The sequence below is a fragment of the Acinetobacter sp. genome, assembly GCF_050285345.1.
Lineage (GTDB): Bacteria > Pseudomonadota > Gammaproteobacteria > Pseudomonadales > Moraxellaceae > Acinetobacter.
This window is the reverse complement of the sequence record NZ_JBLZXR010000117.1, coordinates 1-25,521: the sequence shown is the minus strand read 5'-3', so window position 1 is coordinate 25,521 and position 25,521 is coordinate 1. Positions and strand designations below refer to the sequence as shown.

Here is a 25,521-nt window from a genome sequence, read left to right as displayed (position 1 = left end):
CTCCATGAGAGGGCTTTATTTTGTCTAAATGGTCAAAAAAATACAGTCAAAGCCTTGTAACGAAAGGAAACTTACAAATAAATAATTTGAAGTTGACTAAAACAGGTGACATTTAAAAACTTTCTGCTATAATCGCCGCACGCACTAAATTTCGTTCATTACCTGAACATTCTCTTCTATCATTGTGTATGCGCGTCCGGTCCAAAGAGAGGACGATATTTCGCGCCCCACCCAATCGCTAAGCGATTCCTTCAGGTTGCGGCTGTAATCATGTGTGCGTTATACGCATCGTCGTTCTCGGATCGCCGCTGATTCTATATTTTCAGCGTTTATTGCTGTGCCGCTTTTTGCCGATGTCCATCTGAATTTATTATTTTTAATGGAGCACCCATTTTCCGGGTGAAATACTCTATGAGCAAAACTTTTGCTGATTTTCCTTTACATGAGTCGTTACAACTAGCACTACAAGGTTTAGGTTTTACTACACCAACTCCAGTGCAAGAACAATCTATTCCGGCTGCATTAGAAGGCAATGACCTTCTTGTATCAAGCCAAACAGGTTCTGGTAAAACAGCTGCATTCTTACTCCCAACTGTGAATGCTTTGGCTGAACAAGACACATTGATGTCTTTCAAAGAGCGCATGAAAGCGGTAACTGCACCGTCAATTCTTGTGCTTTGCCCAACACGTGAATTAGCTCAACAGGTGAGCCAAGACGCGATTGCTTTGGTACGTCACATGAAAGGTGTTCGTATTGCTGCGATCATGGGTGGTATGCCTTTCGGTAAGCAAATCCAACAGCTTAAAGGTGCACAAGTTGTTGTGGCGACTCCAGGTCGTTTACTTGACCTTGTGAACCGTCGTCAAATCAAATTAGACAACGTTGATGCGTTGATCGTTGACGAAGCTGACCGTATGCTTGACTTAGGTTTCTCTGAAGACCTTGAAGCAATCAGTGATTTAGCGGCGAACCGTAAACAAACATTGATGTTCTCTGCAACATTTGCTGGCCGTATTATTACGCTTGCAGAACGTATGATGAATGATCCAGTACGTATTGCAATTGAAACTGGTCACTCTACAAATACCGACATCACTCAGACTCTTCATTGGACTGATGGTTTCGAGCACAAGAAAAAATTATTAACACACTGGTTGAACGCTGAAGATGTAGACCAAGCTGTGGTATTTGCTTCAACTCAAGAAGATACTGATATGTTGGCTGAAGAGCTAGCTGAAGCAGGTCTTTCAGTTGTAGCACTTCACGGTGCAATGCCACAAACTGTACGTAACCGTCGTTTACGCAGCATCCGTGAAGGCCGTGCAAAAATCTTAGTTGCAACTGACGTTGCTGCACGTGGTCTTGACGTTCCAACAATTTCTCACGTAATTAACTTCGGTCTTCCAATGAAGAACGAAGACTATGTACACCGTATCGGTCGTACAGGTCGTGCGGGCCGTACAGGTAACGCGATTACTTTAGCGACTTACCGTGAACGCGGTAAAATCCGTGCTTTAGAAGACTTCTTAGATGCACGTTTAAATGTATCTGAAATTGAAGGTCTTGAGCCATCTCCACCTCCTGCACGTGGTAGCCGTGATGGTCGTCGTGACGGTGGTCGTGGCCGTGGCCGTGACGGTGGTCGTGGTGGTTTCGGTGGCGGTCGTCGTTTTGAAGGTGAATCAAACTTCAAACGTCGTGAAGGCAGCCGTGATGGCGAACGTCGTTCATTCGGTGGCGAAGATCGTCCACGTCGCGAATTTAACAATGATCGTCCACGTCGTGAAGGCGGTTTTGAAGATCGTCCACGTCGCGAATTTAACAATGATCGTCCACGTCGTGAAGGCGGTTTCGAAGATCGTCCACGTCGCGAATTTAACAGCGATCGTCCACGTCGTGAAGGCGGTTTTGAAGATCGTCCACGTCGCGAATTTAATAGCGATCGTCCACGCCGTGAAGGTGGTTTTGACCGCCGTTCTAACGATGACAATCGTGGTAATCGTGTAGATTACAAACCACGTGAAAACGGTTTTGGCGATCGTCCAAAACGTTCATTTGGTGAAGATCGTCCACGTCGCGAATTCAATGGCGACCGTCCGCAACGTTCATTTGATGATCGTCCAAAGCGTTTCGGTGATGACCGTCCAAAACGTAGCTTCGATGATAAACCACGTGGTGAGCAGCGTACTGTGGGTGAAGATCGCCCACGCCGTAAATTCAATGACTAATTGAATTTCGAAAGAAATATCAAAAAACCGGTGGAAACACCGGTTTTTTTTATGGAATTAAATTAGATTTTTAACCAAAAAAATGTATACTTGATCAAACTTTATAGGTTTAATGATAATTATGAATAATGATTTATCTTTTTGGCGTACGGTGATGATCAAGGTACTTATGCCTTATATGGGCTTAACTCTATTCTTATGTAATATCGTTTACTATATCTATCATTCTTGGAACTAAATACGTTTTACCTTCATTTTGCTGCTTTCTTAAAAATTCTTATTAATAATAAAAAACAAATTACCTGATGGAATGCAGGGAACTCTGTGCATGCAGAGGTAACATTTTAAACTTCAATCCTTTATAGTATGCATGCTGAAAAAATGCAGGAAAATCCTCAGCTATGAATAATCAAACGTCTTCTCAGACTCAGGCACTGATTGAAGTGAAAAACCTGAGTTTTAAACGAGGGGAACGCGTCATTTATGAAAATGTCAGTTTAAAAATTCGTCGTGGTCAAATTACTGCAATTATGGGGCCTTCAGGCACAGGTAAGACGACTTTACTACGTTTAATTGGGGGGCAATTAACTCCTGATTCAGGCGAAGTCTTGCTGGATGGTCAAGATATTGCGCAAATGTCACGCCAAGAATTGTTTGCAGCACGTGCACGTATGGGCATGTTGTTTCAAAGTGGCGCGTTATTTACCGATATGTCGGTCTATGAAAATGTCGCTTTCCCGATTCGTGCTCATACTAAATTACCCGAGCATCTCATTTCAGAAATTGTGGCATTAAAACTGGAATCAGTCGGCTTGCGTGGCGCAGAACAGATGATGCCGTCAGAACTCTCTGGCGGGATGAATCGTCGTGTGGCATTGGCACGCGCGATTGCACTGGATCCCGAATTGATCATGTACGATGAACCTTTTGCTGGACAAGATCCGATTGTCAAAGGCGTCTTGACGCGTTTAATCCGTTCTTTGCGTGAAGCTTTGGATTTAACCACGATCATTGTGTCGCATGATGTGGCTGAAACCTTATCGATTGCTGATTACATTTATGTTGTGGCGGAAGGCAAAGTACAAGGTGAGGGGACACCTGAGCAGCTGCAAGCGAATGCTTCGCCATTTGTGCAGCAGTTCTTGACTGGTTCCGTTGAAGGTCCTGTAGATTATCAATTTAGTCGTCAGCCCTATTTAAAAGAGGTACGTTCATGAATGCTATTGCCGCTTTAGGTAGACGCGTTATTGAACGTGTTGAAGGTATTGGTGTGGCAACCATGATGTTGCTGCAAATCCTATTTTCCATGCCGACGCTATTGGGGGTAAAACTCTTTATTTACCAGATGTACCGCGTCGGTGTGCTGTCACTATTGATCATTGTGGTTTCAGGTCTATTTATTGGTTCAGTCCTCGGTTTGCAGATGTATAGCATCTTGTCGACCTTTGGTAGTGAAGCCATGTTAGGCACTGCGGTCGCATTAACCTTACTGCGTGAATTGGCGCCTGTGGTTGCCGCTTTGCTGTTTGCGGGACGTGCAGGTTCTGCCTTAACTGCCGAAATTGGCTTAATGAAAGCCACTGAACAATTGTCCAGTATGGAGATGATCGGCGTTGATCCGTTGAAACGGGTGATCTCACCACGACTCTGGGCCGGTGTTTTTAGCTTGCCAATGCTGTCGGTGATTTTTGCTGCGGTTGGGATCATGGGCGGTAAATTGGTGGGTGTCGATTTTCTGGGTGCAGATGAAGGCTCTTATTGGGGCGGCATCGAGAACAGCGTGCAGTTTTATAAAGATGTGTTTAACGGCACCATCATCAAAAGTTTTGTATTTGCATTAATTTGTACCTGGATTGCGGTGTATCAGGGCTATGCCTGTGTACCAACTTCAGAGGGTATTGCAACGTCGACAACCCGTACTGTGGTGTACTCTTCGTTGTGTGTTTTAGGTTCAGATTTCGTGTTGACTGCGGTCATGTTCGGAGGTATTTAATGAAATCACGTACGAGTGAACTGACCGTTGGGATTTTTGTTATTTTATTTGCAATTGCACTCTTTTTCTTGGCCATGCGAGTCAGTGGCTTAGTGGGCAATAATTTAAAAGATAGTTATGAGTTAACCGCAACCTTTGACAATGTCAACGGAATTAAACCGCGTGCCAAAGTGACCCTGAGTGGGATGAAAGTAGGACAAGTTGAATCCTTAAAACTTGATCCAGTGACGCGCTTGGTGACTGCGCATTTAATGATGGATGGATCTTTAACGTCATATACACCAGAGCAATTAAAACAAGTCCAAGAAAATGCTTTGGAAGAGCTGCGTTATAGTGCTGAATATGAAGCAGCAACACCAGCGCAACAAAAAGAAATGGAACAGCAACTGATTGCTAACATGAAATCCATCACCAATATCGATGAAGATGCTTACATAATGGTAGCAACCAATGGTCTATTGGGTGAAAAATATTTAAAAATTGTTCCAGGTGGAGGTGTGAACTTCCTAAAACGTGGTGATCAAATTGGCAACACCCAAGGGACAATGGAAATTGAAGATTTAGTGTCGAAATTTGTGACTGGTGGTGCGGGCAACAAATCAGACAGCACAGCAGAGACTGAGCCAAAAACAGAAGCTGCTGAGGCAACCGATGCAGAACCTGCATTTGTTGAATAATTTGAGGAGAAATAAAGTGAACACAATGTTAAAACATACGCTGACAGCCAGTATTTTATCAACAATGATAGCGGGTACTGCTTTTGCTGCACCAAGCGAAGCACCACCTGCATTTGTTAAAAAAGTTGCGGATGGTCTAATTTCTCGTTTAAAAGCGGATCGTGCAAAGCTACAAAATAACCCTGCTGCCGTAAAAGCCATTGTGCGTCAAAACCTTGACCCTTATATCGATTCACAAGCATTTACCCGTATTGTGATGGGTACTTATGCAACCAATCAATACAGTTCTGCGGCGCAACGTGCACAGTTTGAACGTAATTTCCGTGAAACCTTGATTGAAAATTATGGTTCAGCATTTGCGAAGTTTAGTAATCAAACTTATAGCATGCGTCCATACAAAGCATCGACCAGTAAAAATCCCGTTGTGACGATTGATTTCAACAACAACGGCGAAAAAATCCCAGTGTCGTTCCAGTTGGCAGACAAAGGTTCGCAATGGAAAATCCGTAACATCAACGTTTCAGGCATCGACTTAGGTCTGCAATTCCGTAACCAGTTTGCGGCAACGGTAAAACGTAATGGCGGTGATATTGATAAAGCCATTGCCAACTTTAAGCCAGATGCTGATGCGGCAATTGACAAGAAAAAATAAGATAGGTGATGCGTGATTAAACTTCATCAACATGAGTTGGTTGTTGCAGGCAAAATTGATTATGAAAATGCTGAGCAATATTATCAAACTGGTTTGCAGCTGATTCAACAACAGTCAAATTTTCCATTGGTGGTGAATTTGGCTGAACTTGAGCAAGGGAGTACTTTGGCCCTTGCGGTATTGGTGCGCTGGCTACGTCAAACACCAAATACGCAAGGCTTACAGTTTAAAGCTGTACCTGAAAAAATGATGAAGATTATTCAAGCTTGTCATTTAGAAGATGACTTGCAGCTGATCTAAATAAAAAAGCACCGAAAGGTGCTTTTTTATTGATTGTAAATAGGCATTTATCAAATTTGGAGCGTTTCTTGCGCTTTGCTTTGAGGCTGTGCTTCAAAGCTTGCTTATTAAATCCATTTCTTCCAACGGAAGTAAATCAGTGGGCCAATAAAGAAAGCAATCAGAATCAAGCTGACAATAACGAAACTGGTCGTGCCTTGTGCAAAAGGCAAGACATCGGTATTCATGCCATACACGCTGGCCACCAACATGGGCGGTGCAAGCATACTGGGTAAAATTGAGAATCGACGAATTGTGTCATTCTGCTCGGTATTAATGAATCCAGAAGTAGTGTCCAAGAGGAATCGAACCTTTTGGAACAAGAAGGCATCGTGTTCGACCAGTGAGCGCACGTCTTCACTAAGCTCTCGAATATCTGCATCGTAAATATGACTACCTAAAGCACGTGGACGTGACAAGAAGGTGAGGACGCGGCGTAAATCGATCAGACAGAGCTGCGCTTTCCCGAGCATATCTTCTAAGTGCGCCAGTCGGGTAATCATGTCGTCAAGGTCGAGAATCATTTCACGATGACGGTTATTCAGCACTTCTGTGGAATACTTTTCCAAGTCCTTGTGGATATCTTCCAAGATATCCGCAAGCTCATCAAGCTTCGCTTCCAATAAACCTAATAACACCCAAGTTGGATCTTTATAGTCGATTTCATAGTCATTACGACGGGCGCGTGCACGAAAGGCACGGAAGGCCACTAATTTTTCACCCCTTAAGGTAAATAAGCGTTCTTTATGTAGAATAAAGGCAACGGTTTGCACTGTGGCGAGGGCACCTGAGTTTTCTTCATCAGGTTCGCCATCGACTTGAAAGTTTTTATTTTTGGTTAAAAAATAGGTGCTGATATGCAAAATACCGTCATCATCACGGTAGAATCGAGCACTCGATGAAATGTCTTCCAACGATTTTAACGTAGGTAAATTTTGCTCATAGGCATCCATAATCCATTGCTGCTCTTCTTGAGATGGAGCAATGAGATCGAGCCATACTAAATCCTGATGTAAATCAAAGTCGCCATTGATGGTGGCATCTTCCAGGCTACCGCGCTCTGTGGCATAAAAGGCTTCAAGCATGTTGTCTTTTCCCCCTGCGCAGTATGTAAAAAATGAATGGGTGTATTTTAGACAAGGATTTGCTGAAAAACACTGTTCGAAAGCTTATTTTATGAAAAAATCTCGTTAAAGTTGATTTTTCCAGTTTCGCTCTGCTGATTTGATGGTGATTATAAATGAAATCGATCGCAATATTCTGTGGTTCTGCTTTAGGTAAAGATTCTGTGTATTTAAATGTCGCACAAAATGTGGGGCGTTATTTGGCTCAGCAAGATATTACGCTGGTCTATGGCGGTGGTCGCTCTGGTTTAATGGGGGTGGTTGCGGATTGTGCATTACAAGCTGGTGGGAAGGTCATTGGGGTGATTCCACGGGTGTTGGTGGATAAAGAATTGGCCCATCCCAATTTAACTGAGTTACATGTTGTTGAAGATATGCAGCAACGTAAAACCAAGATGTCCGAATTGGCTGATGGCTTTGTGGCAATTCCGGGGGGTGCAGGTACATTGGAAGAAATTTTTGAACAATGGACTTGGGCACAGTTGGGGATTCATTTAAAGCCATGTGCATTTTTGAATGTAGACGGTTTTTATGACGATTTATTGAAATTTTTAACGCTCACCGCAGAAAAAGGTTTTACCCATCAGCGCTTTATTGATAGTTTGGTGGCTGAAGATAATATTGAAGCGATTGTCGAAAAGTTTAAGCATTTTGCTGCACCAGAACCGAAATGGGGCATGGTGGAAAAAACCGAATTTTTGGTAGCAATGGATCAATAAAATATGAAGACCATTACGGTTGCGGCAGCCATTATTTTAAATCCACAGCATGAGCTTTTGGTGGTGCGGAAAAAGCATACCGAATTTTTCATGCAAGTTGGAGGCAAGCTTGAACCCAATGAAGCACCTGAAGTGACGATTTTACGGGAAATTCAGGAAGAAATTGGTTGTGCCGCAGAAATTGAACAGTTTGTTGGGCGTTTTGAAACCCTTGCGGCAAATGAGCCCGATCATCGGTTGGTGAGTTATGTATATGTGATCACCTTGCACGATCAGCCCAAGATTGATGCTGAAATTGCCGCAATGCAATGGATTAGCTTGGACGATCAAAAAACTCAACTTGCACCTTTAACGCGTGAAGTGGTGATTCCTTGGGTAAAGCAGAATTTACTTGCTGCTCCAGTTTAAGGCTTTAGGTTTTCATAGAGCATTTATTTGAAATTTATTTCTAGCTTTGTGCTGCGGCAATACATGCCGCATATACCTGTTTACAGCCAATTTCATGTAATGCTGAACTAAGGGTATGAATCGAACTGCCTGTCGTCACCACATCATCGACAATCAACACCTTACGGAAGCGGCGTTTTTCGGCAGCATTAATCTGAAATTGTTGGTCAATATTTTCCAGACGTTCTAAACGCGATAAACCTTTTTGCGCATGTTGATGCATCCTTATAACGGGTTGCCAAATCGGAATATTGAATTGTTTGGCCACATGCTGTGCAATTACTACGGATTGATTGAAGCCGCGTTCACGCAGTCGTTCAATCGAGATTGGCATGGGCACAATGGCTTGCACCCGCGGCAGTTTTAACTGCATTAGTGTGCCTGCAAGCAATTGCTGATAATGCAATTGTTGCTCATATTTAAATTGCTGAATAATGCGATCCAGTGGATAGCGATATTCACACGCCGTTAAAATTTCCAGCTCGTGTCGTTGCACGCTTTGCTGTGCCCAAGGTAGGCTATTCCAACAGTCCAGACAGACTCGATGCTGAGTTTGTGGCGCGATTTGACACAGTTGACAAGGCGGCGCAAGTTTAAAAAAACGCTGTAAATTCTGGAGTGCAAAAGTCATGAAGCATTACACATAGGCATAGCGCGGCGCTTCAGGCAGCCAACGTTTTAATAGGGCATCTGCTTGCTTCGGATAATCCTTCAGTACTTGCTGCGCCACATAATGTGCTTGGTTCAATAAGTGGTCATCGCGTTCCAGTTTGGCCACACGAAAGCCCATATCTCCCGTTTGTTTAGTGCCAAGCAGCTCACCTGGACCACGAATTTCCAAATCCTTTTCCGCAATGATAAAGCCATCATTGGTTTCACGCATAATGCGTAAACGTTCCTGCCCATTTTGTGACAACGGATTTTTATACAGCAGCGCACAGAAACTGGCTTTGGCGCCTCGTCCCACGCGCCCACGGAGCTGATGCAATTGCGACAGTCCAAGACGCTCAGCATTTTCAATCACCATAATCGATGCATTCGGCACATCGACCCCGACTTCAATCACCGTAGTGGCGATTAATAGTTGTAATGCGTTGTCTTTGAATTGTTGCATCACCGCCTGTTTCTCATCGGCTTTCATTTTGCCGTGTACCAGACCAATATTCAACGCTGGAAAGCGTTCTTTAATTTCATTAAATGTAGCTTCTGCGGCTTGCGCATCTAAGGTTTCCGATTCTTCCACCAAGGTACAGACCCAATAGGCTTGTTTACCCTCGGCACAATTGGTTGCAATCCGTTGTAGCACTTCTTCACGGCGGTCGAGTGGAATGGTCACGGTTTGAATTGGGGTACGTCCCGGCGGTAATTCATCAATCACCGAAGTATCGAGATCGCCATAGGCAGACATGGCCAAGGTACGTGGAATTGGCGTAGCGGTCATCACCAGTTGATGTGGGGTCATACCATTTAAGCCTTTATTGCGTAGCGCTAGACGCTGATCGACCCCAAAGCGATGTTGTTCATCAATAATCACTAAACCAAGTTTGGAAAATTGTACATTGTCCTGAAACAGGGCATGGGTTCCGACCACCAGATGGGCACTGCCATCTTGGATACTTTGCTCAGCTGCAGCACGAGCTTTACCTTTTTGTTTCCCAGATAACCACGATACGGTGAGTCCCATTGGCTCAAACCATTTTTTGAAATTTAAAAAATGCTGTTCCGCTAAGATTTCAGTTGGTGCCATCAGCGCGACTTGCCAGCCTTCTTCCAGTGCATGACAGGCTGCAACACCCGCAACCAGTGTTTTGCCTGCACCAACATCACCTTGAACTAAACGCAGCATCGGTTTGTTCTGTTTTAAGTCTTTGGCAATTTCTTTTGAGACTCGTTTTTGTGCCCCAGTCAGTTCAAAAGGCAGTGTGCTTAAAAGCTGTTTGGCAAATATTTTACTTGGGCTAAAAGATGGTGCTTCGATTTGCTGAATATAAGCCCGTCGTGTCAGTAAACTGACTTGGTGTGCGACCAATTCTTCAAAAATCAGGCGCTGCTGCGCGGGGTGTGCGCCCTGAGTCAGTTGCAGCATGTTGGCATTCACCGGTGGGTGGTGAATGTAGTTTAGTGCTTGTTTTAGCGCATAACCATTGGTGAATTTTTCTGGTAATAGTTCAGGCAGGTGATCACTGTACTGCTCTAGTGCTTGTCTGACGTATTCGCGGAGTTTCGGTTGGGTTAAACCTTCAGTCGCAGGATAGATTGCCGTGAGCTGTGTTTGCGGCAAAGGTGTATGTTCATGGATAACTTGGATTTCAGGATGATACATTTCCAGACCACGTGCACCGACACGGACTTCACCAAAGATCCGTAAACGGTTGCCGAGTTTCACGCGATCCATGATGCCTTTATAAATATGATAAAAGCGCAAGGTTACTTTGCCGCAGTCATCATCCAGTAGGGCGGCCATGGACTTACGCTTTCCAGGTGGGAAATCCACGCCTTTGACCACGCCTTCGAGTAAATAGCTGCGGCCCACGGTCAATTGGTTCATGGCAATGATCGTGCTACGATCTTCATAGTCGCGTGGCAGATGAAACAATAGGTCATCTGTGGTGAAAATATTCAGTTTTTCAAGTAATGCCGCAGAAGCCGTGCCGACCCCTTGCAGCTGATGGACTGCAGCCATGTCCCCTCAACTTTGTCAGTGATTTGGTGCTAAATGCATATTTTATTTATAGGTTATGGTAAAACATCTCAGCGTGTTGCTAAACAGTTATTTCAGCACGACCACCAAATTACCACAATTAGTCGAAGTGCGAAAACTGATACTTTTGCTACCCATCTGATTCAGGATGTGCATCAACTGGATGTATCGCAGCTTGCCCCGATTGATGTGGTGTATGTACTGCTGGCGTCGCCAAGACAAAGTCCTCTAAGTTCGATAGATGCTTATCAACAGACTTATGTTGATTCAGTGCAATCCATTGTTCATGCGCTTAAACCGCATCCCGTCAAACGTATCATTGTGGTGTCTTCAACGCGGGTTTATGGTGAAAATGCGGGTGAGTACATTGATGATGAAACCGTACCAGAGTCAAGCGATGAGCAAGGTAGATTGTTGTTGACAATGGAACAGCTCTATCGTCAGGCCTTTCCTGAGCAATGTATTATCGTACGCCCAACAGGGATTTATGGCATATCGACAGCACGAATGCAAAAACTGGCTGAAACCACGAGAAGCTATCCGAATATTCACTGGTCAAATCGAATTCATATTGATGATTTAGCAGGGTTCTTGGTATTTTTGCTTCATGTGGAACATGCTGAAAAATCATATATTTGTACAAATAACCAACCGCAGCCTTTACATGAGCGGATTTTAGAATTGCAACGCGCAATACATTTATCTGAACTAGTTCTAGAAAGTCAGCAGGTCACAGGGAAAAGGATTTATGCCGGACGGATGGTGGAAAGTGGATTTAAGTTAGTGCATGATAAGCATTGAGGTAGCGGCATTGTGCGGTGAATGATTTGTAATTAATTCTATAAAAAAAAGCATTAAATTAATAAAATATGAAAAACATGAAAATTTACACAGCATGCTTTAGCGCATTCAACTTTGGAGAAAACGGACAATTTCTACTTGGGAGTGACAGCTTGTGTAAGTCCAAAAAATCAGGGACAAGCCTTTTATGGCTTGTCCCTGATTTTGCTCATATTCTTTCGCTATTTATAGCTAAAAAAACAGAAGTAAAGAGTTTACTTCTTCTTACGTTTCAAACGTTTTTTCGCTTGTTCAGCAGCGACTTTGTCGAGGGCGTCTTTGAGTTCCTCATCACTAAAGGTAGTAATGTGCTGCAACATTTGTAACGTTACATCATCCAAAACCAAGTTGGCGTATTGCGCAACATTCTGGAAGTTCTCATCAAAAACAATCGCATTGTTTTCATTGGTGCTGATATAGCCTTGCTGCGTCAGCACTTTAATAAAGCTCTGGAAGAGTGATTTATCAAAGAATTCTGGCGAGTTAAATTCATACAACACCGACAGACGTTGCCCCACTAAATGGCTGAGTTCCTCAACCTGACGGGTCGAGATATTGCCCGAGCCACGTTGCGTGATTAATGCCAAGGTCATGTAATAACGCTCAAGACTTTGCATCACTGGCGCAGCAAGCACCACCAATTGATTATGCTGTTCTGAGTTTGGCGCTGGAGAGATTAAATGTCCTTCAGCATCTTCTGAAATCAATTTGGCTTGAATCAAAAGTTCCGCATAAGCACAGATTTGTTCTTTTAGCTCTTCATCTTCCCATTTTAGGAAAAGTTCCGCTTTTAAGAATGGATACAATGTACGAATGACATTGATTAAATCACCACGCTGAATTGAACCATTGTGTTCAACCAAAGCGGCAATCAAAGATGGCAACACAAATGCATGTAGAATGTTGTTACGGAAGTAAGTCAATAAAACTGCCTGATTGTCGGCAATTGCGATAATGTCGCCTAAAACATGATTGACACGTTTAATCAGCTTCAGTTTTAAACCGTAGGCAATAATTTCTTTACCTGACAACGGTGTGACTTGCATGCGTTGGTCATACGGTAATGCAGTTAACAAGTCACGATAAGTATCAAGCTGCTTAATACAAATTTCTTCATCTAAGGTGTGTTTAGCTGTTGCCAGTAAAATCAACGAGAGCAATGAAACAGGGTTGACCACAGCGGCACGGTTGATATTTTCCAAAATCGCATGGGCAGAACTGTTGACTGCATCTGAAACTTCTTGTGGAATCGGATCATCATTTTTCTCGATTTTAATGTTTTCAGCATTGTGCTGTTTCAACATATCATCAAGGAAAACTGGCTCACCAAAGTTTAAATGCACTTTGCCGAAGACGCGCTCAATCTTACGCAGGGTTTTCATAATCCCCATGATTGATTCGCCTTCTTTTGGCTTACCATTCATTTCACCAACATAGGTCGCGCCTTCCATCAGGCGTTCATAACCAATATAAGTCGGTAGGAACACAATCGGTTTGGCTGGATTACGTAAATGACTATGTACGGTCATGGCCAGCATGCCCGTTTTTGGTGGCAATAGCCGACCTGTACGGGAACGGCCACCTTCAATGAAGTATTCCAGTGGTGTGTTACGCGACAAAATACTGTATAGATATTCTTTAAATACCGTGGTGTATAGACCATTGCCACGGAAGGTACGGCGAATAAAGAAGGCACCACCACCACGCAGAATCTGACCGACAAATGGCATATTCAGGTTATCACCGGCTGCAATGTACGGCACCATCAAGCCACGTTTATAGATCACATAGGACAATAATAAGTAGTCGATATGACTGCGGTGACATGGTGTATAGACTATTTCATAGTCTTTGGCCAATTCACGAACCGTGCTGAAGTTATGCACTTCAACACCATCATACAGCTGTGTCCAAAGACGAGTCAGGGCAAGATCTGCAAAACGCACCGTTGAATGTGAATAATCGGAAACGATTTCATTCAAATAGCCAATGGCGCGACGTTCGGCTTCGACCATGCTAATTTTGCTGCGGATACTTTCACGGCGAATCGCATCTTGTACATCCGATGATTTGATCAGGCCATGCATCACGTTGCGACGGTCGGATAAATCGGGACCCAAGACCACTTCACGTTGACCATCTAAGTAGTTATTCAGTGAATTAACGATATAGGTCGCAGGAGATAAGTTTGGATGCGTGATTTGGGCATATTCAATCAAGCTACGTAAAGACTGCGCTTCATGAAATTCTAAATAAGACTGACGACCATGCAAACCAATATTGACCAGTTGCTTCACCTTACTTGGCGTTGACCACGTATCAGTAAAGAGTAATTTAAACCATGAATCTTCTTTGTCCGGTTCACGTCCCCACAAAACAGTGACAGGTACCAACTCTACATCTAAATCTGGATTTTTTTCTAAGAGTTCAATCAGACGAAGTAAACGCGGTGGGAAGGCATTCGGTGGAGGATTGAGTAGGTTGTCTTCATCGTGATGCTGTAAAAATACCACAGATGCTTTTTCTGTTTGTACACCAAGCTGCATTGGGTCAAGCGCAGGATGCAATTTTAAACGTCGCGTTTCACCATCGACAATTAAAGCATTACTGCGTGAATAATTTTGCAAAACGTAACAGGTGATTTTCGCTGTCTGTACGTTGGCATCCGTATCGGTTTGGACTACAACAGGCTCAACCGGAACTTCACCTAAAACGTGCGGTGTAACTACGAGGTCAAGCAGTTTACTCGAAAGCTTTCGATACATTTGACCAAAGCCGCTCTTGGACATACAAACTCCTACTTTTCATGACCAAAACCACAGAAATTCTGAGGGGGATCTATTTTGTGTAATTGTAAATAAAAACAGTATGTCATTTTCTGACAAATTGCATAGATATTGTAAGATTTTATCGTTAAAAAACGTATTTTTAGCAGATATATTGCATTAGTACGGTGACAGATCAGTCAGTCAATCTTTAGGGTTTTAGTCAGAATTTATGGCAAAATAGATTGAATTTGAAAAACATTGGTCGATTTTACCTGCCTTAGGTAATCCCAAACTAGAAAATAGGTTCGTTATGAATGCCTTAACACAAGAGTTGGTTGATTTGCTCAGCCTTGAGAAATTGGAAGAAAATATATTTCGTGGGCAAAGCCGTAATTTAGTTGGGAAGCGTGTTTTTGGTGGGCAGGTATTGGGGCAGGCGCTGCGTGCGGCATCTTATACCACTGATCGTCCGGCGCATTCTTTACATGCATATTTCCTTTTTGGTGGCGATGTGAACGCACCGATTATCTATGAGGTAGATCGAATTCGTGATGGCCGCAGTTTTGTCAGCCGTCAGGTGAGGGCGATTCAGCACGGTAAAACCATTTTTATGTGCATGGTGTCTTTTGCTGAACCGGAAGAAGGTTTGAATTATCAAATTTCTGAACCTGAATACCCAGCCGTTGAAGCACTGAAAAATGAAGCTGAATTGAAAAAAATGATGGTGGAATTTGTCCCAGAAAATGTTCGTGCCAGTTTCATGCGTGACCGTCATGTGGAAATTCGTCCAATCAATCCGCAAAACCCGTATCAGCCACAGCCTGAAGCGCCCGTATATGCACACTACATTCGGACGCATGATGCCCTTGCCGCTGAAGTAGATGAAATTTCCTTACATCAGGCCATTGCTGCGTTCTATTCAGATTTTACTCTAATGACCACGGCGTTGCGTCCGCATGGATTAAGCTATTTATCACCAAGTTTGCAATGTGCCAGTATTGACCATGCCATGTATTTCCATAAACCTTTCCGTGTGGATGACTGGATGCTCTATGACATGGATGCAACCGTAAGCTCAAGTTCACGTGGTCTGAACTTTGGCCGTATGTGGCAAAATGGTGAATTGGTGTGTAGCACGACGCAAGAAGGGCTAATCCGTTTACGCGAAATCGAAACACAATGAAATCGCAACATCAATAAACGTCGTTGTCTAAAAAGCCGAGTCGATTGATTCGGCTTTTTTGTTTAAATGGCTGTGTCTGCTATAGGCTTCATGACAAAAAAATCCTCGATTCTAAATGACCTACATGGCATAGTGCCTGCAGGAACTCATGATAAAAGCATGGCAAAATGAGCTTAAATACACAAATTTTAGTGGCCGCAATTTTCGGCGTAGTTTTTGGTTTTTTATTAACTCTGTTTCCCGAAACACAGTTTTTGTCGGGCAGTCTGTATGGTCTTGGCATTGTCAGTAGTGTTTTTATTGGCTTACTGAAAATGTTGCTGATCCCGTTAATTTTTAGCTCGATTGTCGTTGGTGTTTCCAATTTACAAGCTGGGGGACAACTCAGTCGAACGTGGAAAATTACCTTGGCCTGCTGTGTGACCACCACGACTTTGGCTTTAATCTTAGGTCTGGCCTGTGCTCATATTTTTAAGGTGGGGCAGGGTGTTGATATTCTGATGTTTCAAGATGCGATGAATCAGCATCAGACCCCCGATACTTTGACGCCGAGTTCATTCTTTACCAACTTTATTCAAAATACCCTGATTAATCCCTTTAAAGCCTTTAGTGACGGCAATGTCTTAGCTGTGGTGGTCTTTGCCTTATTTATTGGTGTCGCATTAGTCAAAGGTGGCGATAATTTCCGCAGTGTACGTAAACTGAGTCAGCAATTTTTTGACATCATGATGCTGATGATTGGCTGGGTGATGAAATTGGCTCCACTCGGAATTTTTGCCTTATTGGCTAAGCTGATTGCAACAGAAGATATTACCGTGCTGAGTCGTTTGGCAGAATTTGCAGCCGTGGTCACCGGAACGACGATTTTCCATGGTGTGGTGGTTTTGCCACTGTTGTTGTGGGTGTTTGGGAAAATGAATCCGATCACTTTCTTTAAAGGGGCACGTACTGCACTAATCACCGCATTTGCCACCAGTTCCAGTTCGGCTACGATGCCGCTGTCACTGAAATGTGCACAGGAAAATTTAGGGGTACGTCCACAGATTGCAGGTTTTGTCATACCGCTCGGTACGCAGCTCAATATGGATGGTACAGCTTTGTACGAAGCGGCGGCAGCGCTGTTTATTGCCAATTTAATGGGCTTGGATTTAAGTCTCGGTCAGCAATTGATTGTCTGTGCCACAGCGATGATTGCCTCGCTCGGTGCACCGGGTATTCCAAGTGCAGGGATGGTGACCATGATTATGGTTTTGCAGTCTGTTGGATTACCTGCCGAGGCGATTGCGATTTTATTACCCATTGACCGTTTATTGGATACGGTACGAACCGTGGTCAATGTGCAGGGCGATATGATGATCAGTGTGGTGGTTGATCGCCATACCAAAGATTTGAATGAGCCTGCACTGTCGAATTAAATCAATGTTTAACTAAAGATGCGGATTGTAGACCACCTCCCAAAGATGCCCGTCTAAGTCCTGAAAGTAGCCTGCATAACCGCCGTAAAAAGTGGGTTGTGCAGGCTTCACTGCTTTGGCGCCTGCTTGAGTCGCTTGCTGCATCAGGCGGTCGACTTCTGTAGGGCTATTACGTTATGTCCTAAAGACATTTGTGTGGCACAAAAAGTCGAGATTTTTAAGCCAGCGTCATGACTCAGACTATCTTGCGGCCAAAGTGCCAGTTTAAGCCCCTGTTGCAACTCAAAAAATGCCACTGCGCCATATTCAAATTCAGTCCCGATAACGCCTTGGCTGGGCAGCCCAAGCCCATAGTGGTAAAACTCAAATGAAGCGTGTAGATCTTTAACCGCAAGGGTAATCACCGTGATGTGTGCATGCATCATGCGTTCCTTTTTTGTTTTATAGTCTTTTAATTGGTACGCTCTATTTGCTCTATGAGCTTATTCATCAAATGTCTGTGATTTAATAGAGTTGTTTTTATAAAAGCGTCATAAAAAACTTTATAAAAAAGCACAAAAAAGCAGGGCGAACCCTGCTATTGATCAGTCGATTTATTTTTGAGTTTAAGCCACTTTAAGGGCAGCACGTTTTGCTGCCGGCGATTGATCAAGATAAACAATTGCATCTTCAGTTTTTGCTTCATGGACAGGGTCATACCATGGCATCAGATAGCCTAACTGCTGTGAAATGAGCCAAAGCGGATGTGGCAATAAACCATTATCTTTTTGTGCGATACGCGCCCATTCACGCCAAATCCAAGGTTTATAGACAGCAGGTTGAATGGAGTGATAGCGTGGGTCCTGTTGCATAATTTGTGCAGCGCCATCGACCCATAAACCGAGAACTGCCGCAATCACAATCACACTTTGATAATAACGTGCGATATAACTGCCACCGAGATGCCGGTATAAATCGAAGGCCACGGTTCGGTGTTCAATTTCTTCTGCACCATGCCATTTGACCAAATCCAGCATAGAGGCATCGGCGCCCAACTTTTCCCATTCGGTGTTATACAGCGCATATTTGCCCAAGACACAGGTCATGTGTTCGACGGTTGCCACAATCCCCAGACGGAACAAATCCCATTGATGGTTGAGTAATTTGGGTACGGTGAAACCAAGCGGCTGATCGGCCAGCAGTTTGCCAAACAGAAAATCCATGACATCTAGATTACGTTGAATCCCAATATTGCGTTGGCTTAAATATTCTTTATTGGCAGAGTTGTGCGCTTGCGCATGCATGGCTTCTTGGCGAATAAACGCTTGTACATCTTGTTTGAGTTTTTCATCGCTAATTTGCGGCAGCACTTTATTGTACAGGCGGCAAAACCAAAATTCGCCAGCCGGCAAAATCATATTAATTTCATTGATAAAATAACTAACAAAAGGCTGATTGGGCACCCAATCCACTTGGGTGTCTTGCCACTCAAATTTTACTTTACGCGGTTTAATTTTATATTCGATTGAAGAGCCAAGTTTTGAGTGTCTTAAACGGGAGAGTAGCTTCATGATCTGTCCTTGTTTTTCTATGATGTCGAGTGCATTGAACAAATTCAGTATCCAAAAAAAATCCTGCATTGTGATTAGCAATACAGGACATTTCATTATCATCACATGATACTTTTTGTCAGACAATCATTAGGATCATCGCATGAAGTGATTTATTTCTCTTGGGGTGGCGTTGCTTCTGCCTCCGTTGAGGTCATTTCTGTATCGATGTTCTCAGCGTCATCATCTAGATCATCATGCAAATCCATTTCAATATCATCTTCTGATGCTTCAGGAATGCTGTCGAGATCAAAGCTATTGGATTGTTCAAGGGTAAAGTTAAGACGACCTGCCATCACACTGGCCAATTCTTCTAAACCTTGCTTGTTTAGCGATGAGAACAATTGAATTGAGAAATTCAGCTTCATCTTTTTCAATGCCGCTTTCACTTCTTGTAGTGATTTAGACGCAGGGCCACGGTTGAGTTTATCCGATTTGGTTAACAGCACGTGCACAAATAATTTACGTGAATGCGCCCATTCCAGCATCATCACGTCAAAGTGTTGTAGTGGGTGGCGAATATCCATCAGTAAGACTAAACCTTGTAGGCTTTGACGGTGAATCAGATAATTTTCCAATTCTTTTTGCCACACGATTTTCATCGCTTCAGGTACAGCTGCATAACCATAGCCTGGTAAATCGACCAAACGCTGGTCAGGATTACCCAAACTAAAGAAGTTGATCATTTGCGTACGGCCTGGTTTTTTGGAGGCACGTGCCAATTGCTTTTGATTGGTTAAAGCATTAATTGCGCTGGATTTACCGGCATTAGAGCGACCAGCAAAGGCAATTTCGTAACCGGTATCTTCTACACACAGATTCAGTTTTGGCGCACTCATCAGGAATTCAGCTTTGCGTAGCCAGTTGAGTGAGCGAACAGCATATTCAGTAATGGCAGAGTCTACTTTTTTCTCATAAGTAATCTTTTGCTTCGGCGCATTGGCTGCTTTACTGTTTCGTGATTTTCCGCGGTGCTGATGCATAACCCAACTTCAATAACTGATTTACAAGCACGCATTATAAAGGAAGTCGAGCAGGCAAGCGAATTTTGTAGTGATAGAAATAGAATTAGAGATTAATCATCTGAATTGGGGAGTGGGTGGTGTATTTGGAGGAGGGCGGAGTGTTGAGGACATCACCTAAGCTATATTGGTCTAAGCTTTGGTAAAACTGTTCCATAGCTTGATCTAAAATGCCTTTCAAACCACAGTTGCTACGTAACACACACGGAGGTGTGTTGCATTCCACAATTGGGTTGTCGCGTTGTAAAATTCGAACCATTTCACCCAGTTGCAGTGTGAGGGCTTGAGGGTTGAGACGAATGCCACCGCCTTTACCACGAGTGGTAATCAGCCAGTTTTGCTTGGCCATGAAATGCACAATTTTGACCAGATGATTCTGTGACACATGCAGGTCTGCCGCAATTTCCGCAACGGTATAAGGCATCTCTTTCGGCTGAGCGATATACATCAGAACACGTAAGGCATAATCGGTAAATTTATTCAGCTGCATGATAATACTGTGAGTCTGGGAGAAATAAATAAGGGCTAGTCTAGCATAACTAAACTAACCCTTTGTATTTCAGGCTAATAGCTTAGTTAGTGTTTTACACCACCTGTGCCGAAAGCTTCGCTGTGAATATTGTTAGCAGGAATACCACGCGCAATTAAAGCTTTCTGTTGTTCAGCCATAAATGCCATTGGACCACAGAGGTAGTAATCGGCATTGATTGGTAACAGTGCGGTATCCATACTACCTAAATCTAGACGACCAGCAGTATCATAATCTTCACCTAACTTGTCATTGGCATGAGGGAACTCATACGCGGTAAAGGTGCTAAGACGTGGATATTTGGCTTCCAAATCCTGAATGTGTTTATGCATCGCATGCACTTGTTTGCTACGGCACGCATGGATAAAGGTTACAGGTTGTGGCATGTCTAAAGTGACCAGCTGATTGAGCATGGCAATCATTGGCGTTAGACCTACGCCTCCACTGATAAAGACATTGCGTTTTTGTGAGTCGATCAGGAAGAAGTTCCCTGTTGGAGCAGACACTTCGATTTCTGAACCGATATCCAAGCCATGTAGTGTATTCGATACCCAACCCGGAACCAAGTCACCTTTTTGGTCTTCACGTTTCACGGAGATACGTAAGTAGTTGTCTTGCGGGCTAGTCGACAGCGTATATTGACGTGGCTGTTTTAGACCTAGCTCATCGACCAATACACGTACTGAAATGTACTGACCTGCTTCATATTTTGGTAAATCGCCGCCATCAGAAGGCTCAAGGTAGAATGACGTGATTTCATCACTCTCAACCACTTTTTTCGCGATTTTGAAATTGCGCCAACCTAACCAGCTGCCTTTAGTCTGCTGATGTTGCTCATAAATCGCTTTTTCAGTGCTGATAAACAAATCTGCTAATTGTCCATATGCTGCCGCCCAAGCTGCAATCAGTGGATCTTCCATTGAAATGTTTAATACTTCGCTAATCGAGTGCAGCAGGTTTTCACCAACAATATTGTAGTCCGGCGCTTGAATATTCAGGCTCACATGTTTGTGCGCAATTAATTCTACAACCGGTAGAAGTACAGAAGGGTCTTCAATATTTTCAGCATAGGCCAATACCGCACCTGCCAAGGCTTGTGCCTGAGCGCCGCTGCGCTGGTGTCCCATGTTAAAGGTTTCTTTGAGGTCGGGATTATTGCCCAACATACGGTTATAGAAGTAACCAGTCAGCGCGACACCATTTTCACGTAGAACAGGAACAGTAGCTTTTACTAGGTCAATTTGCTGCGGAGTCATAGCTGATCTCTCATGGCTGTTATTTATAAGATGTATTTAAAATACATGTTTAAAGCTGTATGCGCAATACATGTTTTAGCAAAAACCATAAAAAAATTATGGAATATAAAAATATTCCATAATTTTGTACTTTTTGATTGGGCTTTTAGATTATTTTTTGCCGAAGAGAGAGCCTAGAAGTCCACGGACAATTTTCTGTCCAGTGGAACCACCAAGGCTACGTGCAGCACTCTTGGCAAATGTACCGACCGTATTCTGAATCAGCTTTTCACGTTGTTTGACTGTGCGTTCAGCTTCTTTTTGTTGTTCGCGGGCAATACGTTCTTGTTCACGCGCTTGCTGTTTTTCTAAAGTGGCTTGCTGTTTGGCTAGGGCTTCCTGTTCCTTGGCTTGAGCCTTGTCCATTTCAGCTTGTTCGGCTTGTTGCTGACGTTCCTGTACTTTGTTTTGTAACAACTCAAAAGCACTATCACGGTCCACTGCATGATCGTAAACGCTATTCACAATACTTTGCTTCATCAAGGCCTTACGCTCATCCTGACTAATCGGGCTAAACGAAGAGTAGGGTGGCATCACCCAAGCACGCTCCACCATTTGCGGTGTGCCTTGTTCATCGAGACAGCTAATCAGCGCTTCTCCAACAGCAAGTTCAGTAATCGCTTGATCGACTTTAAAATCCGGATTGGCACGAAAAGTATCTGCCGCAGTTTTGACCGCTTTTTGATCTTTGGGGGTAAAGGCGCGTAGCGCATGTTGTACCCGGTTCCCGAGTTGTCCTAAAACACTTTCAGGTAAATCCAGTGGGTTTTGCGTAACAAAATAAATCCCCACACCTTTAGAGCGAATCAGACGCACCACCTGTTCAATTTTTTCCTGTAGCGCAGGACTGGCATTATCAAACAGTAAATGCGCTTCATCAAAGAAGAAGACCATTTTCGGTTTATCCATATCACCGACTTCCGGCAGACGTTCAAATAACTCCGACATCATCCATAGTAAGAACGTGGCATACAGTTTTGGTGTGTTCATCAGCTTATCGGCAGCCAATAAATTGATGTTGCCACGACCTTCGGCATCAGTTTGGATGAAATCCATAATGTCGAGGGCAGGCTCACCAAAGAATTGATCACCACCTTGATCGGCCAATGCCAATAGATTGCGTTGTATTGCGCCTAAACTTGCCGGTGAAAGATTGCCATATTCAGCTTTAAATTCGGCAGCATGTTCGCTGACATAGCTGATGAGTGCTTTAAGATCTTTAAAATCGAGCAGCAATAAACCTTGGTCATCTGCAATACGGAAGATCGCAGATAACACACCTTCTTGCGTATCATTCAGATTCAGCATCTGCGCCAGCAGCAGCGGGCCAATTTCAGAAATCGTGGTGCGAATCGGATGACCTTGTTCACCAAACAAATCCCAAAACACCACAGGAGATGCTGTAAAAGGCACGGCAGCAATATTTAAACTTTGTATACGTGCATCAAATTTGGTATTGCTTGCGCCAGCTTTGGCGAGGCTAGAGACATCGCCTTTGGCATCAGCTAAAAATACCGGCACACCAATGCGTGAAAAATTTTCTGCCAAAACTTTTAAGGTCACGGTTTTACCCGTGCCTGTTGCGCCAGCTATTAAGCCATGACGGTTGGCAAATTGAGAATGTAAAACCACGTCCTGTGTGGTGTCTTGGGTTTTCTTCGCAATAACAATTGGTGTGCCCATGGCTTGTCCTGTAATTATTCGAGTTGTGGTTGATTTAAATGTTGTAATGCGTTTTCTATATCTTGTATTAAGTCAGCAGGGTGCTCAAGTCCAATGCAGAATCGAACCAAAAGTCCTGCTTTGAGATGTGGGTGTTCTAGCACGCGCATATCTTTTAAGTTATATAGCATGACTAAGCTGACAGGACCACCCCAGCTAAAACCGAGTTTAAATAGCTTTAGTGCATCGCAGAAGGTACGAATATCTTGCAAGCTATATTGAGGGTCAAATATCACACTGACTAAGCCTGCACTGTGTTGTTGCGTGCAAATTTCTTTCCAGTGTTGATGCCCTGCAGAGCTTTCATCGGTGGGGTGTAGGACTTGGACAAATTGCTTTTGTTGCTTCAGCCAGTGGAGTAAGCTGAGCGCACTTTGCGATTGATGTTCATAGCGCATACGCATCGAGGCAAGGCTGCGCTGAACTTGTGCAGCATCATCGCCCGAAATGCTAATGCCTTGAATGGCATGGGTGCGGAACAGTTGGTGATGCAGCTTTTTATCACGCGTCACCACAGAACCCATCAAAATATCACCGCCGCCACTTGGGTATTTGGTCAGCGCATGTACCGTGATATCGACACTTAAATGTTCAGAACCAAAGTCAAAGGCATTAAATGCCAGTCCTGCTCCCCAAGTATTATCTAGTGCAGTCAGTATATTGTGTGCTTGGGCTTTTTTGACAAGCGCAGTTAAATCTGGAAATTCTAAGGTGACAGAGCCCGCTGCTTCGAGCCAAATTAACTTGGCTTTATCGGAAGGATTAAAGCTGCTGACATCGATCGGGTTATAGACCTGCACATCAATGCCATAACGTTTTTCCAGATTGCGCAAATGCTCCATGTTTGGACCATAAATATTGTCTGCGACCCAGACTTCGTCGCCTTGACTCAAAAAGCACGAATTCACTAAATTAATGGCCGACAAACCACTGGGCGCAAGCAGGCTGTACCTGCCACCTTCAATCTGTGCAATCTGATCGCCTAGAGTAAAGGTGGTTGGTGTGCCGTGCGTGCCATAACTATAGTCATAGTCATCGGTCCAATGGCGATTAAACAGCGCATCGGTATTCTCAAAAATAATGGTGGATGCACGAAACAAGGGAGGTTGAATAGTTGAAATGTATTGTGGAGCCTTTCTTGGTGCATGGATCAATTCTGTTTGTGGATTCTTTTTCACGGCTTAACTCAAAAATAATGGTTGATGACGGATATATCAAAAAGAATACGTTGAAATGAAATGAATTTCAGAAGATTTTGTCGAGAAGCATATTGGATCAGTTAAGTTGGCTTCATTTTTGCAAAAGCTTTATGAGAGCAAAAAATAATAGGGTTTAGCGTATGAAGTCGCATTTAAAGGTACATTATTTTCAGCATATTGCAGGTGAGGGATTTGGCAGTTGTTATGAATTTCTTAAGCAACACAACGCACAGATTACCGCAACCGAGTTCTTTGCTTTGCCTACAGATCAACCCTTGGATTTAGAAGCGTTACCACAGGTTGAGGATGTGGATTTGCTAATCATTATGGGTGGCACCATGAGTGTGAAGGATGAGATCAATTATCCATGGTTGAAAGTTGAAAAAAGATGGATACGTCGTTATTTGGCTTTCGCGAAACCTGCAATTGGACTGTGCTTGGGTGGACAACTAATTGCCAATGCCTTGGGTGCTACGGTTAGTCGTAACCCACAACAGGAGTTGGGGTGGACGACGGTTTATAGAGTGCCCCATGTGCCGCATGACTATTTTTACTTGCCGGAAGAATTTCAGGTGATGCAGTGGCATAGCGAAACGTTTGAAATTCCCAAAGGAGCTGTCTTGCTCGCGGAAAATGAAGTCTGTCGTAATCAGATGTATCAAATTGGCACCAATGTCTTGGGCTTTCAATTTCATCCTGAAATTACCCCCAAAGTGCTAGAGATGTTCCTTGAAAAGGATGAAGAGGTTGCGAACTTTTCAGGCCATCATGTACAGCAGGTGAATGTATTGCGAAAAAGCGAAAGCAGTAAATTTATTCAAGGAAATCAAATATTAAATCAAGCTATTGAGTATGTATTGAGAAAAAAGCCTGTCGATTAAAACTTAAACAGTTGATCTTTCGTGAAAAATGAAAAATACACGAAAAACCGTAAAAGAGATTTGCTTATGCAATAAACAGTAGCTATAATGGGCGACCCTTTAATGAAAGGGGGTTAACTGCGAATAAAGTAGTTAACATCGTGACAGTCGCGGCATCGATCGTGACCTTAGTGATATTTCACTGCTCTTGACACTTG

At 43.5% G+C, this 25,521-nt stretch carries 22 protein-coding genes and 1 pseudogene; 12 read left to right on the top strand and 11 right to left on the bottom strand.

The window, feature by feature from the left end:
- The first annotated feature begins 411 nt into the window (after nt 1-411).
- The 6 genes from ACN6OV_RS10080 to ACN6OV_RS10055 all read left to right on the top strand — a co-directional run bounded on the left by ACN6OV_RS10080 (nt 412) and on the right by ACN6OV_RS10055 (nt 5,851).
- A complete protein-coding gene (locus ACN6OV_RS10080; RefSeq protein ID WP_427952578.1) occupies nt 412-2,229 on the top strand; it encodes a DEAD/DEAH box helicase in 1,818 nt (605 codons plus the stop codon).
- Between the two features lie 401 nt (nt 2,230-2,630).
- A complete protein-coding gene (locus tag ACN6OV_RS10075) occupies nt 2,631-3,446 on the top strand; it encodes an ABC transporter ATP-binding protein (RefSeq protein ID WP_427952576.1) in 816 nt (271 codons plus the stop codon).
- Nucleotides 3,443-4,222, top strand: coding sequence for a lipid asymmetry maintenance ABC transporter permease subunit MlaE (mlaE, locus tag ACN6OV_RS10070; RefSeq protein ID WP_427952574.1), 780 nt, complete (start codon nt 3,443-3,445; stop codon nt 4,220-4,222). The genes ACN6OV_RS10075 and mlaE overlap by 4 nt, the downstream gene beginning before the upstream one ends.
- On the top strand, nt 4,222-4,899 hold the full coding sequence (locus tag ACN6OV_RS10065; RefSeq protein WP_427952572.1) for an outer membrane lipid asymmetry maintenance protein MlaD: 678 nt from the start codon (nt 4,222-4,224) through the stop codon (nt 4,897-4,899). Before mlaE ends, ACN6OV_RS10065 begins: the two co-directional genes overlap by 1 nt.
- 16 nt (nt 4,900-4,915) lie before the next feature.
- Nucleotides 4,916-5,551 (top strand): MlaC/ttg2D family ABC transporter substrate-binding protein, encoded by a 636-nt coding sequence (locus ACN6OV_RS10060; protein WP_427952570.1) that lies wholly within the window; start codon nt 4,916-4,918, stop codon nt 5,549-5,551.
- Between the two features lie 12 nt (nt 5,552-5,563).
- Nucleotides 5,564-5,851, top strand: coding sequence for an STAS domain-containing protein (locus ACN6OV_RS10055; protein ID WP_427952568.1), 288 nt, complete (start codon nt 5,564-5,566; stop codon nt 5,849-5,851).
- 107 nt (nt 5,852-5,958) lie between these two features.
- On the opposite strand, the gene ACN6OV_RS10050 is transcribed toward ACN6OV_RS10055, so the two are convergent.
- Nucleotides 5,959-6,975, bottom strand: a complete 1,017-nt coding sequence (locus ACN6OV_RS10050) for a CorA family divalent cation transporter (RefSeq protein WP_427952566.1) — start codon at nt 6,973-6,975, stop codon at nt 5,959-5,961.
- A gap of 155 nt (nt 6,976-7,130) precedes the next feature.
- On the opposite strand from ACN6OV_RS10050, the gene ACN6OV_RS10045 reads away from it, so the two are divergent.
- Together ACN6OV_RS10045 and ACN6OV_RS10040 are read left to right on the top strand one after the other, a co-directional pair.
- Nucleotides 7,131-7,733: a TIGR00730 family Rossman fold protein gene (locus tag ACN6OV_RS10045; RefSeq protein WP_427952564.1), complete on the top strand. Its 603-nt coding sequence runs from the start codon at nt 7,131-7,133 to the stop codon at nt 7,731-7,733.
- Between the two features lie 3 nt (nt 7,734-7,736).
- Entirely contained in the window at nt 7,737-8,141 is a 405-nt protein-coding gene (locus ACN6OV_RS10040; RefSeq protein WP_427952562.1) for an NUDIX hydrolase, read from the top strand.
- Between the two features lie 40 nt (nt 8,142-8,181).
- On the opposite strand, the gene ACN6OV_RS10035 is transcribed toward ACN6OV_RS10040, so the two are convergent.
- The gene (locus ACN6OV_RS10035) at nt 8,182-8,811 is read right to left on the bottom strand and encodes a ComF family protein (protein ID WP_427952560.1); all 630 of its coding nucleotides are present in this window, start codon (nt 8,809-8,811) and stop codon (nt 8,182-8,184) included.
- 6 nt (nt 8,812-8,817) lie between these two features.
- Nucleotides 8,818-10,863: an ATP-dependent DNA helicase RecG gene (recG, locus tag ACN6OV_RS10030; protein WP_427952558.1), complete on the bottom strand. Its 2,046-nt coding sequence runs from the start codon at nt 10,861-10,863 to the stop codon at nt 8,818-8,820.
- A 33-nt stretch (nt 10,864-10,896) separates the two neighbouring features.
- Between recG and ACN6OV_RS10025 the strand changes: the two genes are divergently transcribed.
- Nucleotides 10,897-11,682 (top strand): NAD-dependent epimerase/dehydratase family protein, encoded by a 786-nt coding sequence (locus ACN6OV_RS10025; RefSeq protein WP_427952556.1) that lies wholly within the window; start codon nt 10,897-10,899, stop codon nt 11,680-11,682.
- A gap of 254 nt (nt 11,683-11,936) precedes the next feature.
- Here the strand turns inward: ACN6OV_RS10025 and plsB are convergent, their stop codons facing one another.
- Nucleotides 11,937-14,510 carry a glycerol-3-phosphate 1-O-acyltransferase PlsB gene (gene plsB, locus ACN6OV_RS10020; protein WP_427952554.1) on the bottom strand — a complete coding sequence of 858 codons (2,574 nt, stop codon included), beginning with the start codon at nt 14,508-14,510 and terminating at the stop codon, nt 11,937-11,939.
- Nucleotides 14,511-14,799: 289 nt separating this feature from the next.
- Between plsB and ACN6OV_RS10015 the strand changes: the two genes are divergently transcribed.
- Nucleotides 14,800-15,672, top strand: coding sequence for an acyl-CoA thioesterase (locus ACN6OV_RS10015; RefSeq protein WP_427952552.1), 873 nt, complete (start codon nt 14,800-14,802; stop codon nt 15,670-15,672).
- Between the two features lie 167 nt (nt 15,673-15,839).
- Nucleotides 15,840-17,087 (top strand): dicarboxylate/amino acid:cation symporter, encoded by a 1,248-nt coding sequence (locus ACN6OV_RS10010; RefSeq protein ID WP_427952550.1) that lies wholly within the window; start codon nt 15,840-15,842, stop codon nt 17,085-17,087.
- Between the two features lie 12 nt (nt 17,088-17,099).
- Here the strand turns inward: ACN6OV_RS10010 and ACN6OV_RS10005 are convergent.
- The 7 genes and pseudogenes from ACN6OV_RS10005 to ACN6OV_RS09975 all read right to left on the bottom strand — a co-directional run bounded on the left by ACN6OV_RS10005 (nt 17,100) and on the right by ACN6OV_RS09975 (nt 24,422).
- Nucleotides 17,100-17,509, bottom strand: a pseudogene (locus ACN6OV_RS10005) (VOC family protein).
- Nucleotides 17,510-17,692: 183 nt separating this feature from the next.
- Nucleotides 17,693-18,637: a metal-dependent hydrolase gene (locus tag ACN6OV_RS10000; RefSeq protein WP_427952548.1), complete on the bottom strand. Its 945-nt coding sequence runs from the start codon at nt 18,635-18,637 to the stop codon at nt 17,693-17,695.
- Between the two features lie 152 nt (nt 18,638-18,789).
- On the bottom strand, nt 18,790-19,659 hold the full coding sequence (yihA, locus tag ACN6OV_RS09995) for a ribosome biogenesis GTP-binding protein YihA/YsxC (protein ID WP_427952546.1): 870 nt from the start codon (nt 19,657-19,659) through the stop codon (nt 18,790-18,792).
- A gap of 85 nt (nt 19,660-19,744) precedes the next feature.
- The gene (locus tag ACN6OV_RS09990) at nt 19,745-20,188 is read right to left on the bottom strand and encodes an RrF2 family transcriptional regulator (RefSeq protein ID WP_427952544.1); all 444 of its coding nucleotides are present in this window, start codon (nt 20,186-20,188) and stop codon (nt 19,745-19,747) included.
- Between the two features lie 86 nt (nt 20,189-20,274).
- Nucleotides 20,275-21,483 carry an NO-inducible flavohemoprotein gene (gene hmpA / locus ACN6OV_RS09985; protein WP_427952542.1) on the bottom strand — a complete coding sequence of 403 codons (1,209 nt, stop codon included), beginning with the start codon at nt 21,481-21,483 and terminating at the stop codon, nt 20,275-20,277.
- A gap of 150 nt (nt 21,484-21,633) precedes the next feature.
- Nucleotides 21,634-23,205, bottom strand: a complete 1,572-nt coding sequence (locus ACN6OV_RS09980) for a helicase HerA-like domain-containing protein (protein ID WP_427952540.1) — start codon at nt 23,203-23,205, stop codon at nt 21,634-21,636.
- A 14-nt stretch (nt 23,206-23,219) separates the two neighbouring features.
- Nucleotides 23,220-24,422: a PLP-dependent transferase gene (locus tag ACN6OV_RS09975; RefSeq protein ID WP_427952535.1), complete on the bottom strand. Its 1,203-nt coding sequence runs from the start codon at nt 24,420-24,422 to the stop codon at nt 23,220-23,222.
- A gap of 161 nt (nt 24,423-24,583) precedes the next feature.
- On the opposite strand from ACN6OV_RS09975, the gene ACN6OV_RS09970 reads away from it, so the two are divergent.
- Entirely contained in the window at nt 24,584-25,324 is a 741-nt protein-coding gene (locus ACN6OV_RS09970; protein ID WP_427952533.1) for a type 1 glutamine amidotransferase, read from the top strand.
- Nucleotides 25,325-25,521 lie beyond the last annotated feature (197 nt).

Coding starts and splice junctions, on each gene's coding strand:
- ACN6OV_RS10080 (WP_427952578.1), top strand. CDS start 412: ATGAGCAAAACTTTTGCTGATTTTCCTTTACATGAGTCGTTACAACTA.
- ACN6OV_RS10075 (WP_427952576.1), top strand. CDS start 2,631: ATGAATAATCAAACGTCTTCTCAGACTCAGGCACTGATTGAAGTGAAA.
- mlaE (WP_427952574.1), top strand. CDS start 3,443: ATGAATGCTATTGCCGCTTTAGGTAGACGCGTTATTGAACGTGTTGAA.
- ACN6OV_RS10065 (WP_427952572.1), top strand. CDS start 4,222: ATGAAATCACGTACGAGTGAACTGACCGTTGGGATTTTTGTTATTTTA.
- ACN6OV_RS10050 (WP_427952566.1), bottom strand. CDS start 6,975: ATGCTTGAAGCCTTTTATGCCACAGAGCGCGGTAGCCTGGAAGATGCC.
- ACN6OV_RS10045 (WP_427952564.1), top strand. CDS start 7,131: ATGAAATCGATCGCAATATTCTGTGGTTCTGCTTTAGGTAAAGATTCT.
- ACN6OV_RS10040 (WP_427952562.1), top strand. CDS start 7,737: ATGAAGACCATTACGGTTGCGGCAGCCATTATTTTAAATCCACAGCAT.
- ACN6OV_RS10035 (WP_427952560.1), bottom strand. CDS start 8,811: ATGACTTTTGCACTCCAGAATTTACAGCGTTTTTTTAAACTTGCGCCG.
- recG (WP_427952558.1), bottom strand. CDS start 10,863: ATGGCTGCAGTCCATCAGCTGCAAGGGGTCGGCACGGCTTCTGCGGCA.
- ACN6OV_RS10025 (WP_427952556.1), top strand. CDS start 10,897: ATGCATATTTTATTTATAGGTTATGGTAAAACATCTCAGCGTGTTGCT.
- plsB (WP_427952554.1), bottom strand. CDS start 14,510: ATGTCCAAGAGCGGCTTTGGTCAAATGTATCGAAAGCTTTCGAGTAAA.
- ACN6OV_RS10015 (WP_427952552.1), top strand. CDS start 14,800: ATGAATGCCTTAACACAAGAGTTGGTTGATTTGCTCAGCCTTGAGAAA.
- ACN6OV_RS10010 (WP_427952550.1), top strand. CDS start 15,840: ATGAGCTTAAATACACAAATTTTAGTGGCCGCAATTTTCGGCGTAGTT.
- ACN6OV_RS10000 (WP_427952548.1), bottom strand. CDS start 18,637: ATGAAGCTACTCTCCCGTTTAAGACACTCAAAACTTGGCTCTTCAATC.
- yihA (WP_427952546.1), bottom strand. CDS start 19,659: ATGCATCAGCACCGCGGAAAATCACGAAACAGTAAAGCAGCCAATGCG.
- ACN6OV_RS09990 (WP_427952544.1), bottom strand. CDS start 20,188: ATGCAGCTGAATAAATTTACCGATTATGCCTTACGTGTTCTGATGTAT.
- hmpA (WP_427952542.1), bottom strand. CDS start 21,483: ATGACTCCGCAGCAAATTGACCTAGTAAAAGCTACTGTTCCTGTTCTA.
- ACN6OV_RS09980 (WP_427952540.1), bottom strand. CDS start 23,205: ATGGGCACACCAATTGTTATTGCGAAGAAAACCCAAGACACCACACAG.
- ACN6OV_RS09970 (WP_427952533.1), top strand. CDS start 24,584: ATGAAGTCGCATTTAAAGGTACATTATTTTCAGCATATTGCAGGTGAG.